The sequence below is a fragment of the Pseudacidovorax sp. RU35E genome (assembly GCF_900156165.1).
GTDB lineage: Bacteria > Pseudomonadota > Gammaproteobacteria > Burkholderiales > Burkholderiaceae_C > Xenophilus.
The window spans coordinates 111,911-130,144 of record NZ_FTMY01000017.1; the positions used below are offsets into that span (position 1 = coordinate 111,911).

The 18,234-nt window shown below is 61.5% G+C and carries 10 protein-coding genes and 1 tRNA gene; 4 read left to right on the forward strand and 7 right to left on the reverse strand.

The features are described 5' to 3' along the window. The first annotated feature begins 89 nt into the window (after positions 1–89). The 4 genes from BXA03_RS24335 (at position 90) to BXA03_RS26730 (ending at position 10,344) form a co-directional block, all read left to right on the forward strand. A complete protein-coding gene (locus BXA03_RS24335; RefSeq protein ID WP_076511755.1) occupies positions 90–3,740 on the forward strand; it encodes a Druantia anti-phage system protein DruA in 3,651 nt (1,216 codons plus the stop codon). Between the two features lie 8 nt (positions 3,741–3,748). After that, on the forward strand, positions 3,749–5,236 hold the full coding sequence (locus tag BXA03_RS26725; protein ID WP_143476439.1) for a hypothetical protein: 1,488 nt from the start codon (positions 3,749–3,751) through the stop codon (positions 5,234–5,236). Next, positions 5,229–9,920: an ATP-binding protein gene (locus BXA03_RS24345; RefSeq protein ID WP_083716435.1), complete on the forward strand. Its 4,692-nt coding sequence runs from the start codon at positions 5,229–5,231 to the stop codon at positions 9,918–9,920. Before BXA03_RS26725 ends, BXA03_RS24345 begins: the two co-directional genes overlap by 8 nt. A 97-nt stretch (positions 9,921–10,017) precedes the next feature. Beyond that, positions 10,018–10,344 carry a hypothetical protein gene (locus BXA03_RS26730; RefSeq protein WP_143476440.1) on the forward strand — a complete coding sequence of 109 codons (327 nt, stop codon included), beginning with the start codon at positions 10,018–10,020 and terminating at the stop codon, positions 10,342–10,344. A 589-nt stretch (positions 10,345–10,933) separates the two neighbouring features. Here the strand turns inward: BXA03_RS26730 and BXA03_RS24350 are convergent. From BXA03_RS24350 to BXA03_RS24380, 7 genes are all read right to left on the reverse strand, one after another. Then, positions 10,934–12,244 carry a tyrosine-type recombinase/integrase gene (locus BXA03_RS24350; RefSeq protein WP_076511758.1) on the reverse strand — a complete coding sequence of 437 codons (1,311 nt, stop codon included), beginning with the start codon at positions 12,242–12,244 and terminating at the stop codon, positions 10,934–10,936. 178 nt (positions 12,245–12,422) lie between these two features. After that, positions 12,423–12,498: transfer RNA gene (locus BXA03_RS24355), tRNA-Phe, on the reverse strand. A 40-nt stretch (positions 12,499–12,538) separates the two neighbouring features. Further along, complete coding sequence (locus BXA03_RS24360; protein ID WP_076511759.1) at positions 12,539–13,237, reverse strand: response regulator; 699 nt, start codon at positions 13,235–13,237, stop codon at positions 12,539–12,541. A gap of 40 nt (positions 13,238–13,277) precedes the next feature. Next, entirely contained in the window at positions 13,278–15,584 is a 2,307-nt protein-coding gene (locus BXA03_RS24365) for a sensor histidine kinase (RefSeq protein ID WP_076511760.1), read from the reverse strand. Further along, a complete protein-coding gene (locus BXA03_RS24370; protein WP_076511761.1) occupies positions 15,581–16,201 on the reverse strand; it encodes a DUF4390 domain-containing protein in 621 nt (206 codons plus the stop codon). Before BXA03_RS24370 ends, BXA03_RS24365 begins: the two co-directional genes overlap by 4 nt. Beyond that, on the reverse strand, positions 16,182–17,540 hold the full coding sequence (rsmB, locus tag BXA03_RS24375; protein ID WP_200803430.1) for a 16S rRNA (cytosine(967)-C(5))-methyltransferase RsmB: 1,359 nt from the start codon (positions 17,538–17,540) through the stop codon (positions 16,182–16,184). The genes BXA03_RS24370 and rsmB overlap by 20 nt, the downstream gene beginning before the upstream one ends. An 88-nt stretch (positions 17,541–17,628) precedes the next feature. Next, positions 17,629–18,183 (reverse strand): LemA family protein, encoded by a 555-nt coding sequence (locus tag BXA03_RS24380; RefSeq protein WP_076511762.1) that lies wholly within the window; start codon positions 18,181–18,183, stop codon positions 17,629–17,631. Positions 18,184–18,234 lie beyond the last annotated feature (51 nt).

The window sequence follows — 18,234 nt, forward strand, 5'->3', positions numbered from 1 at the left end:
CCTGTATCAAAACGTGTTCGCGTGGTACCTTCGCAGGATTACGGGGGAATTGATTCGTGAATTGAGGTCGATGTCAACGAGAACGACAAGTGGAGAACATCATATCTAGCCGACTCAAAGCCGACGAGCGGCCATTTATTGCCGTGACGAAAGACGACGACTGGCGCCTCTTCAATCCGAAGATCGACGGCGACGGGGCTGAGTATGTGGATCTTCGAAGGTTTTCTAAACTTTCGAAAGAGGATGCTGTCGAGAAGCTCTCGGAATATGCGAACTCACTTGACACCACCACTTTACCCGCCTTGAAAGCAAGGGTCGCGACGACCTTGCTGCGTGACCTGATTGCCATCGGGTGGGAAACCCATACGACTGCGCACCATATCTATGTACGGCCGCCCAAGCACATGGATCCCGCAGCGCGCAAACACTTGATTCGCCAACAACTTCTTTTCGGCCGCGACGATCAACTTCTGGAAGATTCCCACCGCCGATTCATCTATTCGATGGAGCGGCCGTCCAAGCATTCCTCAAGCAGGCCGGTGACTGACTTGATCGCTGACGGCAGGAGATTGTCGGAACAACTGAGGCCTATTGCCAATGTGCCACTGCACGAGCGCCAGGCGCTTCTGCAAAGTATCTGCCGTCCCTATGCACAACTGGTCAGCGACGAACGGGATGAATTCACGAATCTGAGATTGATCGACGTGTGGCGCTACTTCCGCCACAGTTGGAGCACACGATATCGGTCCAGCCCCGGTCGCAATCTGTTCTATCTGATTCGCGATGCCGCGCAACCTAATCATCCGGTGATCGGGATCACGGCACTTGGAAACACCGTCATGCAACTGACGCCGCGGGATCGGGCGCTTGGTTGGACTGTCGATGGACTGTTGGGCCTGATCGAACAAGGCGTGGTGTCTGATGTTGAAGTCCTGCGCGCCTTTCGCGAACGCCTCGAAGAGGACTTCGACCAGATATATCGGGAGGACCTGCCCGTTGATCGCCGCATTGATCACAGCGTAGACGATGAAACCCTGAGCAGATTGGCGGTGATCGAACAGGATGCCCTGAGGGATAGAGAAGATGCGTTGAAGGGCGACGAAGAAGGTGCTCCTAAGAGGCCAGATGACTTGACGCCAAAGCGGCTTCTGGAACTGACCAAAACACCCTTGTATCGCTCAAAACGTGCGCGTGCAGCACGGGAAATTCTGCGAGCCTACCGGACCATCGCGATCTGGCATGCAAGCTTGCGCGATCTTGCAGCGACTGACCATGGGGCCTGGGCGCTCAACCTCGTCATCAAGCAGTTAAAGAAGCGATTCTCCGCGACGAGCATGATGGAACTCACCGTGTGTGGTGCCGTCGCTCCGTACAACCATCTTCTGGGTGGGAAACTGGTGTGCATGATGATGATGAGTCCGCGTGTGGTCAACGACTACCGTGAACGCTACGGCGGCACTGTCAGCATCATTGCCAGCCAGATGGCAGGCCGTCCCGTCACCAAGGATCCGGACTTGGCCTTTCTGGGGACGACGAGTCTCTACACCGATCATTCTTCTCAGTACAACAGAGTCAAACTTCCGAAGGGTACGCTGGAAGGCCAGACGGCTGCCATCTCGTATGAGCAACTGGGAAGGACCGAGGGCTTTGGATCCCCCAACCTCTCCACCGAGACCGAACTTGGCCTGGCACAGATCGCGGAACAGGCCAGCGGCTTTCGAAACGTCAACTTTGTATTTGGAGAAGGGCAAAGTCCGAAACTGCGCCAACTGCGCGAAGGCTTTACCCATCTCGGACTCAATCAAACCAACCTTCTTCAGCATGGCGCGCCGCGCATCATCTATGGCGTTCCACTTGTGACGAACCTGAAGCGAGTTCTCCTCGGCGTTGACGCTGAGTCTTGCTATGGCATCGATCCCCAGACGGTGGGAGCCGAGGAGAAGATTGCAGATCATTGGATGTCAAGGTGGCTGGCTTCACGCCTGGACCACTCACCGGCGTTGGATGCGGTGGCTCACTCAACGCCTCTAACGGAGCGCGTCTCACGGCTAATTCCAGATCGACCAGAACCTCGCAGCACGCAGAGGCAACTCATGCTCAAACCCGCCATTGGAGAGAGGAACGACATGCAAAGCGACACCAAGGCGGACGATCGTCTGCAGTTCATCCGCCTGTTGTATCGCAATGAGAGTGCGTTCAGCGATCACGTCAGCATCGGACGGCTCAAAGAACTGAACATTAAGACGAATCTGGAAGAAGTGGTTCGGAAGGTTGTTCGAACGGGTGGGTCCGTGGTTATTACGGGAAACGCTGGCGACGGAAAGACGCATGCCATCCTTTTGATGAAGAAGGATTTGAAGGATGCTGACGTGGTCACTGATGCCAGCGAACTCTCGTCCGCGGAGATCGTTCGACGCTGGCAAGCAGCTCGCGACGAGCAAAAGCCATTCTGCATTGCCATCAACGAAGGTCCCTTGGTGGATCTGGTGCGCGAGTTTCGCGGGAAGCATCGGTGGCTGGAGGACATCCGGGCTCAACTGCTGCGCCTGGTTACCTACAAGCCTCTGGAGGCCTCATCACCCGACGATGAAGAAAGTTGGAAACCTCAGAAAGGTGAAACAGTCATTCTTGACCTGAGTCATCGCCGAGTTTTGTCTCCAGATCTTGCGGGGGAGATCATCGACAAACTGACAGACGACCACTGGTACGAGGCTTGTGCTTCTGAAGAGAACTCGGTCATCAACTACAACCGAAGGATGCTTCGATCACCCGTGCCGCGGGCGCGAATGGTGAAGCTTCTGACAACAGTGGGGCGCGCAGGCGCGAAGATCACATTCCGCGAGGCACTTGCCTTCGTCTCCTACTGCATCTTTTCCGGGAAATCGCGCGAAGAGCTGAAAGAGGCCGGCTACGGGGAATTCTCCAGGTACTACTGGAACGCTTTCGAGGGGGAGGGAGCCATCTTCGAACTGCTGAATCGGGGAATCGATCCCATGAAACAGACCAACCCACAAGTTGACGAGCATCTGTGGCGCGGAACGATCGACCCCAGCGACTTTGCAGGGCACGCGAAGTTGCCGGTCCTGCAGAGAAACCTCGATGAGGTGGCGGAAAAAGAGCAACGCAACTTTGCCGACGAGTTCACAGCACTCAAGCGCCGCTGGTACTTCGAACATGTCAATGGGCAACTGTTTGACTTTTCAGATGCCAACAAACTGTTCGCGGAGTTGCAAGATACGTCGATCGCCATGGCGATCCGACTGAGTCGCCTGATCTCCCTCATCAACCGTTGGTGGAACAGGGGTGGTGACACCAAATCAGATGCGCTCCGACTCTGGACTCGCCTTTCATACCAGCCGCGCACGCGCAGCCAGGCCATGGTCTCTGGTCTGGCAGTCAATCGAAACCGCCTCCGGCTCTACAAGCCTGAATTGGCTCCGGTCTTGCGCAAGGCGTTTGGCGAACAACCGGCAAGCCACCTTCTGCTGGCTTCGGCGGATGATCCGAGGTTTGCTCGCCTTGTCGTGGATCCGGAACTTCTGGAAGGCTTGATTCATGGATCGCTTGCGGATGGACAGAACGAAGTCGCGAGACGACTGGGACAGTTCAACGACACGCTTTCTCAATACGGTGAAAAAAGCCCCGACGTGCGTACCGTTGATGTTGTCGACCCACAGAGTGAACTGCGCACCACCGTAGTTGTGGATCTGATCAACCGTCGCTTCGACTCCGCCACCTGAGAGAAATCATGAGTACACAACTCCGCAAGGTGATCACTGATGAGGTTCAGCGCAGGCATGGCTATAAGGTGATGGAAGCCAAGATCAAGCCTGTCCACATCGCCAATGCACTGATGCGCGCGGAACACCAAGGTGTTGGAAGAATGTCGGTGCTCGAACAGTTGTTCGAAGCGACACTTCCGAAAAACAGCCTCGACAAACGCGTGGCCGCTGTTCGCTCCCTCGTGGATGGCCAGCGTGACCGCTGGGGCGCGCTGGGAGAGGCCGCGGATCTGAAGTCATCTGCACTCATGACCAAGGTGCTCCCGCTCATTCGTACCTTGTTGGGTGCAGACGGCGCGGTTTTTGGGAAGTCACCGGAGTTCTCATCCTTTTCGTCGCCGACGGCGCTGACCGTAACGGGGGATCCATCGGATGATGGAGCCGGCCTGTTCATACATCGCCTGTGGGGTGGGCACGACTCCAGCCAGAGATTGGAGATTCTCAATCTGTTATCGCGCCTGACCAATCCGGACAAGAATCCCGCCGACATGGATGATCTCTCGGCTCTTCTCTCTCCACTGGTTGACTCCACGCGTAAGAAACTGGTCTCGCCGGTAGACAGTGAGGATCTCAAGAGCGGCTATTCGCCAGTCGAGTTGGCTTTGCGTGATGCGGCAGACAAACTGGCGGCCTACGAGCGGAAACTCAATCCCAACCCCATTGCAAGCTTGCAGCGTGTCATTCTTCTCGCGGCACTCTCCATGTTCATGCACGCCGCGAGTAGACCTCGGGAGCGTGCAGGCAGGCCGGAGCGGGTCCTTCTACTGGACGCTTCGGGCGATCATTCGTCGCCCACGGTGACGGCTAGTACCCGCTGCATCTCGCAATTGATCGGAGATGCACGTTTGTATATGGCATCAGTCGTGGCCGATCTTCTCGCCGCTCAATCCTCCAGTTGGCATAGCGATCCGGTTTCCGCGCTCAATGGACTCCTCCAGGATGCCGGGTTCGCGCCAGTGGATGATTCAAGTTCAATCGCGCGTCGATTGCAGGACATTTCTCAAGAGCACGACGATCCTGAGGAGATTGCTCTGGAGGTGGCGGAAGAACTGATTCGGCAAGCGGAGGGATCTTCGAGTCGAGGGTTGGATGGATATCTGCGACTTCTGGGAATCCGATCCGGATTTCTATATCCCGCGCAAAAGAACCCGAACAAGAGGCTGAATCCTGCAGACCGGACACTTGAGGTGTTGGTCGCCTCAACAATCGATGTCGATCAACCTCCGTTGGAGTATCGCGACTTTCTGGATTTGCTTAGGCAAAAGTGGGCCATCGTGGTTGGCGGTCGCACGGAGGACAGGGCGTTGCTGGCGGAGATCGGTGCGACGGTGCCCGCGCGCGCCTTGAGCGAGAACAGCGAACGCTTCCTAAGTCGATTGGAATCTATCGGCCTTGCTCGCCGTCTTGCCGACAGCGTCGCGGTTGTCGGCTTGCTGGAGGCAAACCATGAGTGAGATCGCGATGAACGTCAACCGCCATATTGCAGACCTCTTGCTGGCTGAGTTCGAAGCGGCAGTAACACGAGAGGATTTTGGCGTTGTGACGCAGGATCCCGCGGGATTTGATCGTGACCACTTCCTGGCGGCGCTCCCGGACCTTTTCACAAGAATGAAAGGACGATTGCGCATCTCGCTCGTCGGTCAGCACGATGCAGTAACTGGATTCCGTTCGCTGTACCCGAAGTTCGCAGAATTTCTGGCTTCGGACGAAGAGACCGCCGTTCAGTGGCGCAACCAAAAACTCAAGACCATCGTGGTGCTCGCAGATGGACCTTTGAGCAGGCAGGCTTCCTTGAAGGACTTTCGTGTCCTGAGCGAAAACGCGTTGATTGCGCGCCTGTGTGATGAGCAGCGAGACAAGGCCGAAGTGCTATGGCTTCGGACGCTGTGGGATGCGCTGAAGTCCAGCCGTGGACCAAGCCTGTCATTACGTGCAATCGCCAATTACGCCGATGTCCTCAAAGGGTTCAGTCCCTTTGAGCGTTCCGTGAGGGCTCCAGCGGCACTGCACGCACTCGGGCTGTTTCCCGACTCCCATCTCGCTGATGAATCCAGTGAAGGGCGGGTGGTGCGACGGCTGAAGTCCAATGCTGAGACCCTGGCCACGGTGAGCAATGGCGCTCCCGATGACTGGGATCGTATCGCCGTCTTCTGTCGCGCGCTTCCAAAGGGCGACAAGGGAAAATTCAACGCGATCCGCAGACGTCTGCGGTCCATCAATGATCGAACGGCCGAATCATTGATCGACATCGAGTTGGCGGATGTCATGACGCTATGGCGGGGGAAAATCTCACCAGCCCACCCCGGAACTGAAATTGGAGGTGCGAAGAAAGACGGAGGGAAGGTTCCGGTCGAGTCTGTGGTTGCTGGACTTCTGCTGGACGGCGGCAACGAGAAACTGTCTGACCTCGCTGAGCAAGTCACCGTGTTGGCAGAGCAGGCGGAGAATGACCAGACCGTGGGAGAGGATGAACCACTCGGCGGAACTGAGGGCAAGGGCGACAGCGGTGCGCTGCCGACGCAGACCGTTACCAGCGTGAATGCCAACGTCATCGCGCTGGTCAAGTCCAGGTCGACCCATGCGGAGTGGGGTGGTGTGATCGACATCGAGTCTGATCGTATAGATGCGCTTATGGAGGTGGCCGCGTTCAAGGCCTGGCAACCGTTCGTCTTCCAGGAGTTCCAGCAGTGGCTCTCAGAGTTTGTCGAAGCGGAATTGGCGCCTGCCGCCTGTCTTGATCTTGCGATTTCACTGGCGAGCGCGAGAGGACGGCTCCTGCCGGTGGCCGCGGAACTCACGGTCTCGCCGGTTGCTGTTCTGGCCGGTCGCCCCGATGCTCTGAATGCTGCGATGGAGTATCTGCAGGCCTACGACCAATTGCTCAAGCAACTTCAGGCGGCATTCCAGGAGATGTACTCCCAGGCCATGGACGAAGCTGAGCGCGTCGTGCATTGGCTGCTGTCGATGGAACTGTATGTCTATCGAAGGGAGGGCATTCCAGAGGTTCTTCTATCGCCGCTTCACCCCCTGAATCTATGGCGCAGCGTCGCGATCGTCCGTGACTTGCAAGCACTTGGCGGGCGGTTGTCCGAGACGGAGCGATCAACGCTCATTGCGGCGTCGGCAGAGGATCTTCAACTGCTCAATGTGTTGATCCTTCCCAAGATCGAATCTGTTACCGCACAGCCATCACTGCTGGGTCATGCCGGCGCCGTGGCTCATCTCCCTCTCTTCAAGGAGGCGCCTAGAGGCGTCCTGGAGCCGGACGGCTTGAAGTCGGTCAGTTTCCTGGCCGCTCTCGCCGCACAATTGCGGCCGTTCGCGAGACCTGGCTTGCAGGTGGTCTTCGTCAATGTTCCGCGTCCTGCACGGTTCATCGAGGTGCTCCTTGATGTGCTGGATCTGGACAACCAGGGCACCGAAGATACTTTTTGGGGCCTTCACATTCGTTTGCGCTATACCTCGGATGACACGCGAGGGTGGACCGGCGAGTTGGAGGACATGGATGATCAGTTGAAAGATCGCATCAGGGCGGGCCAGGAGCGAGGGCTTGTCAGCCTGTCCGTTGATCCAGAAGTGAAGAAGTGGCCTCAGGTCATCGAAGAGGTTCGAAAGCTGCCGGCCCATCTCGGTGTCGTATTTGATCCGTTCGAGGTTCGCACTGCGCTTGTAGCGCGAGCTGGCCTGCACGATCTGAGCCCGTGGATGCCCAGTTGCGAATACCGCTACAACAAGTTGAAGAAGCAGATCACGATCATTCCGGTGGCGGAAGAAGAGGTATTTGCCACCTACTTCGCCACTGCGACCCTGGTCCATCGCGAACTGCGCCAGACCACGGCGACCCACCAACCGCAAGTTGCGTCCGTCAAGAGTTGGCTGGACCAGCTGGCAGAAAGCTGCACTTGGACCGTCGTTGCCGATCCGCACCGTGTGCTTGTCCCCCGGCTGGGAGACGCAGAGGTTGTTGATCGCCGAATCGAAGGTGCTCGCCAGTTGACGACGTTTGGGCGCGACCTAAGCCCCTTCATTCGCAGACTGGATCAACAACTGCGCAAGACGCATTTCGTGGCGGATCCGAATACGCTGGAAGAACTGGTTCGCGATTTGGTGGCCATGGAACCCAACGGCATCCTGGGTTTGGTCGGAGGTGACAAGTCAAAGCATGTCAAAGGGGCGCTTGGCAAACTCATTGCCATGCGCTGGTATAGGCGGCGCGAGCCCAGTGGCTTGGCCGTCAGCTTGGACACCCAGAATGCCCGTAGGTGGCTGACCGCGGGCGGTCACTCCAATGAAAAGGCCGACTTGATCGGGTTACGCGAAGAAAACGGCGAGTTGGTCATCGACGTCATCGAAGTCAAGACGCACGATGAGGGCACGCCGTACTCCGTCAAGGACGGCATTGTCGCGGGTCATGCGGTGGATCAGGTAGTGGCGACCCTGCATGCTCTGGCCGAGGTGTTTGGTGGTCCCAACCTTTCGCCTCTGGCGAAGCCACGACGGGAGGTCGTTCGAGAGCATCTGTATACCGCACTCCTACGCGATCTGGATGCTGAGTACATTGAACGGTGGCATGGCTTGCTGCACGATCTGTTCAACGGCAGTATCTCCGTCAAACTCGCCGCCCGCATTGTTCATGTGCAATTGGCGAGCGTGGTGACCACTGAGTCCTTGAGCGTCACGACAAGGCTTGGTATCCCAGTCGAGATCAACACATTGGCGGCCACCGATGTCGGTCTGGCGTTGACCGCGACGAAGATCACGAAGGAGGAACTTCCTTTGTCAGGTCGAGGTCATGGCAACGCAGGAGGAGGTGCTTCAAAAGGTCTTGAGCCCAGCGTGGTTTTCCAACGCTTGACCAAGCCCGTCGATACTTCCGAAGGACTGCCAGCAGAGATCGAGACACCTGCGGCCGGTCCGAACACGGCTTCCATGGCTAGGCAAAGCACGGCTGGCGACGCAGCGGAGGTGGTCCCTTCCAATCCAGGATCGGCCTCAGAGAATGCTCCGTCGGGACTTCTGGAAGTTGAACTGGGCTCGGAGACGGCGAACTCAAAATCCGTGGTCCGCTGGAACCCTGGAAAGCAAAGCAACGGGTTCTTCTTGATTCTTGGATCGTCCGGTTCAGGCAAGACCGAAGCCTTGAAGGTGGTGGGCAAGAACATCAGCGATTTCGGCGTGCCAGTGCTGGTGCTCGATTTCCACGGCGATGTGAAGTTTCCTGGCCTGCGTTCAGTACTGCTCTCGTCCGGGACTTCGAGCACTGCGGGTGTAAACCCGATGGAACTGGACTCGCAGAGTGCTGAGGAGACGGGTTTGTATGACCAGCGCAAGGTGCTGCGCGACATGATTCGCAACGCGGTGCCTGCGCTCGGTCACCGCCAGAACAGCATTCTGCGTGAGGCACTGGAAGACGCGTACTCTGCTGCGGGTTTCGACGACTCTGACCCTGGGACATGGCGCAATGCTCCACCGACCTTTGCTGACGTCGAGCGGATCTTGGAGGACTGGGCCGCCGACGATGGCAGGAAGAGTCAGCGATCCGCGATTGAGGGTTGTCTCGCCGCGGTTCGTGAAATATTTGAGCATCCGATATTCCATCGTAGCGAACATGTATCGGCGGAGGACATTCTGTCCTCGAATCTCCGTCTCGACCTAAGTAAACTGACGGATGAGGTCCGCTACATCACAGCCGAGACCCTTCTTCGGAAACTGTTCAGAGTGCTTCGCCTTCGAGGGCCCATCCCCGTCCAGCCCAGCGATGACAGGCAGCGCTTCCGGCTTTTCGTCATCATCGACGAGGCCAAAATTCTGAGCACCGGTGGCGGTGATCCAGATGCACCAGATCGAATCTTGAACCTTCTGTTCACAGAAGCCCGAAAGTTTGGCCTGGGGATGATCCTTGCATCGCAGATGAGTGATCACTTTGGATCGGAAGTGAAGGCCAATGCTGCCACTTGGTTGGTGCTCAAGCCGATGGATGTCAAGGAGGCGAAGAAGAACGCGCCAAACGTCCATATGGACCCGGAAGCGCTGACCAGTCTAAAGGGACGAGGTGATGGGTATCTTAGGGACCGATCCTCGCCACGGGCCCGGCGCATACAGGTCAAGCCATTGCCTGCGATGTCGGATGACCAATAGTCAACACTTTGTTGGTGCGTGCGACCAATGTTATGGAGAGGCGATCGCGAGGCGGAATGGTTATCTGTGAACTGGTGTCGCGTGAAGGAAACCGGAGATGAAGTACACGACATGTGGTTTTGCTGTTGATGAACTTGAATTTTTGCAACACGTTCCGTCTCGTGTGTTGGTCGCGGCTTCAAGCGGCAAACTTGATCTCAATCAGTTGGCACGAGAAGAACTAGCTCAACGTGGATTGAATCAGCAAGGAATATGGGTTGGTTCTTCGAAGGCGCAGTTAGCCATGGATGACACCCAGTGCCAAGACGCACGCCGTGCGAATTCGATGCTCGACGCCTTGCTGAATTCGGGCGCCTCGGGACGCAAAATGGCTATTGCATTGATGCTGCTGGCAGATGCGCAAAAGTCGACACAGCGCGCTTGAGACATGTTGATGGAGAGCATCCGAAGAAGTCGCTTTCCGTTCATTGTGAACAACAATTCTTGTATCCCCCGGCATGTCATGCCGGGCCGAGCTATACGTGCGTTGCATCGAGCCGCCATGGCGTCTCGCCCCTCCGACTCCTATCGCTGACGCCTCGCCCTCGATGAGGGCTGCGCGCTGGGCTTGCCAATACAGGGGGCGTGGTGGGGGGCTGGCTTGCTGTTCCCTTCAGGGTGTCGCCCCGTTCTCGCGTTAAAGGCCTGCGCGCACGCTGTGCGCTGGCGTCCTTGCGGCCGTCTTCGAGCCTTGAGCGCTGCGCTGCGGCGTGCCGGTTCCGGTCTCGGGCAATCCCGCCCGATCGCTGGAGCCGACCATGTCGCACGATCTCTTCTCTTCCCTGGATTCCTTCGCTACCATTACCGCCTGCTCGGCTGAACTCAAACTGTTCTACGCCCTCTCAGACGACATGGAAGCGATATTGCCTCTGCGAACACATTGGCAACGATCAACTCGCCGAGGTAGTTCGAGACAAGCTCTATAGTTTCAGCCTGGATGCCCGCATAGCAAAGGCCCCTATATAAGCGACGCATCAGGCGCGCGGGGCTGAGTGATTTTGTGTCCTCACGAACTGCAGCACATTTTCTCCGTCCTGCACAGGCATCCTTCCGGCCTCCAGATCGTCCAGGAAATCGGCCCACTGCTGCACCATCGTCTTGCGCTGCACCAGAAAGGTCGTGCGGTCGTAACTGCCGCCTAGTTCCTCGTCCGACACATGCGCCAGATGGCGCTCGATAACGTCGGGCGCCCATCCGAGGTACTCCCGGATCATGGTCCGGGCAGTGGCCCGGAAACCATGACCTGTGATCTGCTCCTTGGTGTCGTAGCCCATGCTGCGCAGCGCGGCATTGATGGTGTTGTCGCTGATGTAGCGGCTCTTCTCCGAACGGCGCGACATGCTGCGAAAGACCGGCCCGATCGGACCGGTCAACGGAAACAGATCCCGCAGGATCTCCATTGCCTGGCGCGGCAGCGGCACCAAATGCGCCGGTGTGCGGCTGTCGCGCTTCTGCCATTCGCGCAACTTCATCTTCTCAGGCGGACAGCGCCACAACTCATCCTCAAGACGGATGTCCTCCCATGCGGCGAGACGCAACTGGCCAGGGCGTTGGAAGATCATCGGCGCCAGCCGCAGGGCGCAGCGCGTGATGAAAGAACCGTTGTAGGAGCGGATGTCGCGCAACAGTTGCCCGAGTTGCACGGGATCGGTGATGGCTGCGTAGTGCCGGCTTCGCGGCGCCGGCAGGCCACCGGTGTTCTTGTTGACGAAGCTCCCAGCCGGCTCCAGAGCACCGACGTCGACCGCGTACTGGTACACGTGCTGTACTGCCTCTCGTACGCGCTGAGCCGTCTCCAAGTTGCCGCGGTCCTTGATCCGATGCAGGCATCGCACAATCTCGGTCGGAGCGATTTTCTCGATGGGCCGGTCACCAACCCAGGGGAAGACGTGGATCTCTAGGTGTCGGATGACTTTGTCGGCGTAACCGCTCGACCATTGCCTGTCCTTCTTCGCATTGGCGACCCAGGCACGCGCCAGCAGAGCAAAGGTGTTCAGCGCCGCAACACGCTCCTGCTCCTCGCGTTGCCGGCGAACCTCCTTGAGGTCCTGTCCACCCGCGCGCAGACTGCTGGCCTCATAGGCTTTGGCGCGCGCCTGCGCCAGCGTCACCGCCGGGTACGGCCCCAGCCCGAGCTTGACGGTCTTCCCGTCCTTGGCGTAGCGGTAGATCCAGGCCTTCCCGCTGCTGCGCACGCGCAAGAACAGGTTGTCGCCATCATTGAGGAAGAACTCCCTCGGCCCAGGCTTGGTCGCCTTGATTTGCGTCTCGCTCAGCAGTCCCATCTCGTACCCCGTACCCCCGGAAGGTGTTTTTCACGAGATCACTCTAGGGTACGGCTCGGGGTACGGGCAAACGCGGGATGTAACGGGACGACTTGGAACGTTGTGGGCGACATTTCGGAGCCAAGTCCTTGTCACACAAACAAAAACGCCTAGTCCGGAGGGACTAGGCGTAGGTGTTTGGTGGCCTGGGGCGGAATCGAACCACCGACACGCGGATTTTCAATCCGCTGCTCTACCAACTGAGCTACCGGGCCTTAGAGGCTTGCCTGCGTTGAATATCAGGCGAGCCTCAGATTATAGAGCAGCTTTCTTCCCTTTGGACAGGTCCACGCCAAGTTGTTTGAGTTTTCTGTAGAGGTGGGTCCGTTCCAGCCCCGTCTTCTCGGCCACGCGGGTCATGGAGCCACTCTCCATGGCCAGATGGAACTCGAAATAGGCCTTCTCGAAAGCGTCGCGGACCTCGCGCAGCGGCCGGTCGAGGTCGAAGGTCTGCCGCGCCTGGGGACCGGGCTCCGGCGTTGCCGGATGCAGCACGGCCAGGATCGGCGGAACTGGCGGCTGTGGCGCCACGGCAGGGGATGACGGGGCGGAGGGAGGCACCACGCCAAGCGAGGGCGGCCGGCGCCCCTCGTCGCGCATCAAGCCCTTCTCGACTTCCTTGAGCAGCTTCTGCAGGGTGATCGGCTTTTCGAGGAACGCGGCGGCGCCGATGCGTGTGGCCTCGACCGCTGTGTCGATGGTGGCATGTCCGCTCATCATGATGACGGGCATGTTGAGCAGACCCGCGGCCGACCACTCCTTGAGCAGTGTCACCCCATCGGTGTCGGGCATCCAGATGTCGAGCAGCACCAAGTCGGGACGCTCGCGTTGCCGTGCCGCACGCGCCGCCGAGGCGTTCTCCGCCAGTTCGACGTTGTGCCCCTCGTCATTGAGGATTTCGAACAGCAGGTCGCGAATGCCCAGTTCGTCGTCGACCACCAGGATGTTTGCCATGAATGCGGAGGGTTCTCTTGCTTGCTGCAGCCTGGGGCGCTCAGGCAGGCGATGAGGCAGCGGAGGGCGCCGTGCCGCCGCCCGATGGTGCGGCAGCAGTGGCAAATGATAGCGACACTTGTGCGCCGACCACCGCGCCATTGACCATCCGGTTGGACAGGTCCACCCGCGCCCCGTGTTCGTCTGCGATCTTCTTGACCACAGCAAGACCCAGGCCCGTGCCCTTGCTCTTGGTGGTGACGTAGGGCTCGAAGGCACGCTGAAGGATGTTTTCCGCAAAACCGTGGCCGCCGTCCTGCACCACCAGACGAACGCGCTGCCCTGAGTCGGCAAGCCGGGTGCGGATGAGCACGGGTGACGCGCCGTGAGCGGTTTCGGTCGCGTCCTGCGCGTTCTGCAACAGGTTGTGGATCACCTGCCGCAATTGCTGCGCGTCACCGCGGATCGGCGGACAGCGCGCATCCAGTTCGGTCTGCACGGGCACGCCGGCGTGCTCGGCGGCATACAGCTGCAGCACGTCGCCGACCAGGGCATTGAGGTCCAGCGGCTTGAGCTCTGCCGCGGGCAGCCGGGCATAGTCGCGAAACTCGTTCACCAGCCGCTTCATCGCATCGACCTGCTCGACGATGGTCTTCACGGACTTGCGCAGGACCGCCTCTTCGGTCGGCGCGACCTTGCCGCTGAGCTTGAACTCCAGCCGCTCGGCCGACAGTTGGATGGGCGTGAGGGGGTTCTTGATCTCGTGCGCGAGCCGGCGCGCCACCTCGCCCCAGGCCTGGCTGCGCTGGGCCGAGACGATCTCGGAGATGTCGTCGAACACCAGCAGGCGCGCCGCCCCAGGAAGTTGGGCACCGCGGGCCACGATGTTGACGGCGTTGCGCTCCACCCCGATGCCGACGGCATGGAGTTCATACGCATACTGCCAGTGGTCCAGGCCATGCTGAAGCGCGTCGGCCTCGAGTTCATCGAACTGCCGCTGCACCGCGAGTGCGAAGTCCGCCAGGCCTGGCACCTCCGCCAGCGCCCGGCCCTCGTACGCCGCGAGCGGCGCGCGCAGCACACGGGTCGCGCCAGGGTTGGTCGACAGCACGGTGCCCGCGGCGTCCAGCACGATGACGCCCGAGGTGAGGTTGTCCAGGATGGTCTGCAGATTGGCGCGGGCGGCGTCGAGCTGCTGCATGCTCTGCTCGACTGCCGCGCGGGCCTCCGCCAATTGCTGCGTCATCACGGCAAACGAGCGCGTGAGACCACCCAGCTCGTCGCGCGCACGCGAAACCTGCGTGGGCCGCAGGTCGCCGGCGGCCACCTGGCGCACGCCCTCGGCCAGCACCAGCAGCGGTCGCGCCAGCTGATTGCCGAAGAGCACGGCCAACAGCACGGCGCCGAAGACCGCCAGGAACAGGCACAGGGTGAGCGTGCCGATGTACATGCGGCGCAGGCCGTCGCGGGCCAGCGCGCGCTCCTGGTATTCGCGGTTGGCCTCCTGCACGGCGAGGGCGTTGGCGACGATGGCCGGCGGCAGCGGCTGGACGATCTCCAGAAACCGCGGCTCGTTGAGTTCGAACCCCGGCCGCGGCACCAGGGCCATGGCCTTGACCACGGCACGCGACGACGACAAGGCGCCCGACTCGGCGGTTTCGTCGAGCCCTTCGATGCGGGCGGTGGCACGGTCGGCCCGCACCTGCCGCAACTGCTGCGGGCTGGGCCGCTCGGGATTGAGTTCGAACCTCAGCGAGCCGGCGCTGGCCAACAGCTGACCGGTGGACGACCACACCTGCACGGTGTTGGCGCCGAGCTGTTCACGCAGCCGGTCCAGCGCCACGGGCAGGCTGGTGTCGGGCGTGTTGGCCAACTGGCTGCCCGCCGTCCGCGCCTTGGCCGCGAGGTCATCCGACAGCGAGTCGAGGGTGGCACGGCCCAGGTTGAGGCCGGCGTCGAGGGCGCCTTCGACCTTCACGTCGAACCAGCTTTCGATGGAGCGGGCGACGAACTGGTAGGAGACCGCATAGACCAGGATGCCGGGCACCACACCCACCAACGCGAAGATGGCCGCGAGCTTGATCAGCAGCCGGCTGCCGAACTTGCCCTGCCGCAGCCGCCGCGTCAGGCGGAAGGCGACCCAGACCAGCACCAGCATCAGCAGCGAGGCGACCACCACGTTGACGGCGAACAGCCGCGTGTAGTTCTGCTCGTAGAGATCGCGGTTGTTGGTGGACTGGGCCAACAGGAACATCAGCACCAGGCCCAGGGCCGTGATGGCTGCGGCCGCCACGCCCACGGCCCAGCGCCGCGCGCGGGAGCGTCGGCGCGGGGTGCCGCCGAGGCCGCCGGGCTGCGTTTCGATCATCGCGCCGGCTCCAGCGGCAGGCGTGTGCTGCGCTCCACCGACACGTTCCAGTCGGACTGGCCCACCAAGCCGATCTGGAAGGGGCGCGGCAACTGCGAGGTGTCGAGCCGGAAGCGGAACACCACCGGATGCGACCCGCCCTCGCCCACGTCGCCCACGTCGGCCAGGCGCATGCGGCCGATGCGACGCAGCGCGTCCAGCGCCTCCTCCAGCGTGTCGAAATGCTGGCCAAGCATGACGCTCGAGGCCAGGGGCGTGATCGGCGTGGGCGACACGTTGAGACGCCAGCGGCGCATCAGCGGCTGATAGGCCAGCCGCATGTAGCGTGTCGCCTGGCCGATGCGCTGGTCGGTCCAGTACCAGCGCTCGCGAAACAGCTCGGCTTCGGCGACGAAATGCAGGGCGATGCCTTTGTCCAGCACGTCGGACACCGCCGCCGGCAGTTCGAAACGCACGGCGGCACTGAGGTAGATGCCGTCGTCGGTGGCTTCGAGCCGAAGCTGCGTGAGCTCGGCCCGCGTCTGCTGCGCCCAAACCGGCCGGGCCGCCAGCAGGCCCGCCGCCAGCACGCCCGCCAGCAGTCGCCGCCTCGTCGGCTCAGGGGGCGTGCTTCTCAAGCAGCGCGTAGAAGAATCCGTCGTGCTCACCCAACGCATTGTCCGGGAGGCCGCGAGGGCCGGCACCACCTTGGGGCAGCAAATGGCCGGGCGAAGGCAACAGCCGTGCGTTGGTGTTGTGCGCAAGAAACGCGTCGATCTGGCGGGAGCCCTCTTCGCGGAAGACGGAGCAGGTGCAGTACAGCAGCCGCCCGCCGACCCGCACCAGCGGCCAGAGGGCCGCCAGCAGCATGGCCTGCTCGAGGGCGAGCTGTTCCACGTCGCTCTCCCGGCGCAGCCAGCGCACATCGGGATGGCGGCGCACGATGCCCGAGGCGGTGCAGGGCGCATCGAGCAGGATGCCGTCGTAGGGCTGGCCGTCCCACCAACCTTCGGGGCGGGCTGCATCGGCCACCCGCACATCCGCCTGCAGGCCCAGACGCGCAAGGTTCTCGTCGATGCGCCTGGCGCGCTGGGGATCGATCTCGAGCGCCGTCACCTGGATCGGGGCGGTGCCTTCGCGTTCGAGCAGATGCGCCGTCTTGCCGCCCGGCGCGGCGCAGGCATCGAGCACACGCAGCGCCGCACCCGCCGGCATCAGGCCTTCGAGCAACAGAGGCGCCGCCAGCTGGGCGGCTGCGTCCTGCACCGAGAACTCGCCCGCCTCGAAACCGGGCAGCTGCTGGACGGGCCGTGCCTCGCGCAATTCCAGCCCCTGCTCCGCCACCTTGCGGGCCGGCAACTGCATGGCGGCCAGCGCCGGCAGATAGCGGGCCACCGAGGTCTTGCGCGCATTGATGCGCAGCGTCAGGGGCGCCGGGCCGTTGTTGGCCGTGAGCACGCGCTGCCACGCCTGGGGATGGTCCCGGCGCAGCCGCTCGATCCACCACCGGGGATGGTTCCACTGGGCCACGGGTTCGCGTTCGGTGGCCGCGACCAGCTCGTCGCGTTCGCGCAGGAAGCGGCGCAGGCAGGCATTGATGAAGCTGGCTTGCGCGCGCGTATGGGGCTGACGCTTGGCCGCCTCGACGGTCTGGTCGACCAGCGTGAACGCTTCGTAGGGCGCACGCTGCGGGTCCCAGGCCAGCGCCAGGGCGGTGCACAGCAAGGCGTCGGCCGCGGGCGGCGGGGTGCGCTTGGCGAGATGGCGCCGCAGCGCCTCGCCACGGCCCAACCACCGCATGGTCTGGAAGGCGATCGCCTGGACGCCAGGGCGCAGGGCAGGCTCGACCGCGTCAAGCGCAGCCGTGGCGGATGCACCCCCACGGACGGCCGCGAGCACGCCGGCCACGAGCTGGAGCTGACGCCACAGTGGCGGCCCCAGCGGGGCGGAGGGGGAAGAGGAATCTCCGACGGACATCGGTTTGGGCAAGGAAGACGACGATGGTAATGGTTGCCCGGACACCGCTTTGGCAGCGCGCCGGTCGGAGCGGCGGGGCCGCCAGACTTCAGGCCAGAGGCGCTGCCACCTTGAAGCGGGCCAGCCAGGCCACGATCCGGGCGGGAAACTGCCGGACCGCTGCGTTGTACTGCGACACCGCGGTATTGAACTGCGCCTGCGCCACGCCGATCTGTGCCGGCGGCAGGGGCCAGGCGGTTCCGGCAAGCAAGTCGTCGGCCACCAGGGCAGGCAGGGACTGCCCCGCCGCCTGCGCATGCTGGTGCCAGGCCGCCGTCCAGGCGCGCACGGCCGTGCCCAAGGCCGCCATGGTGGGCGCATGCAGCGGCCGCAGGCGGGCCGCGCCCAGCGAGGTCGCCAATTGCCCGCAGGCACCACGCAGCGTGGCATCCAGACCCCGCTGCGTCTCCTCGGTGGAAGCGGGCGCCTGCGCCAGCTGCGCCTGGACATGCTGGACCTGGGCCATCAACGCGGCATCGAGCTGCGCATAGGCCTGCACGGCAGCGCTGCGCAGTCGCACGAGCCGATTGTGGGCGCCGACGTACCAGAACACGCCGATGGCGATCACGCCCCAGCTGGTCAACGAGCTGGCCCAGCCGTTCATGACGGGAGAACGCCGGGCGTCGAATGAAGAAACGCCCTCGCGCCGTTGAGG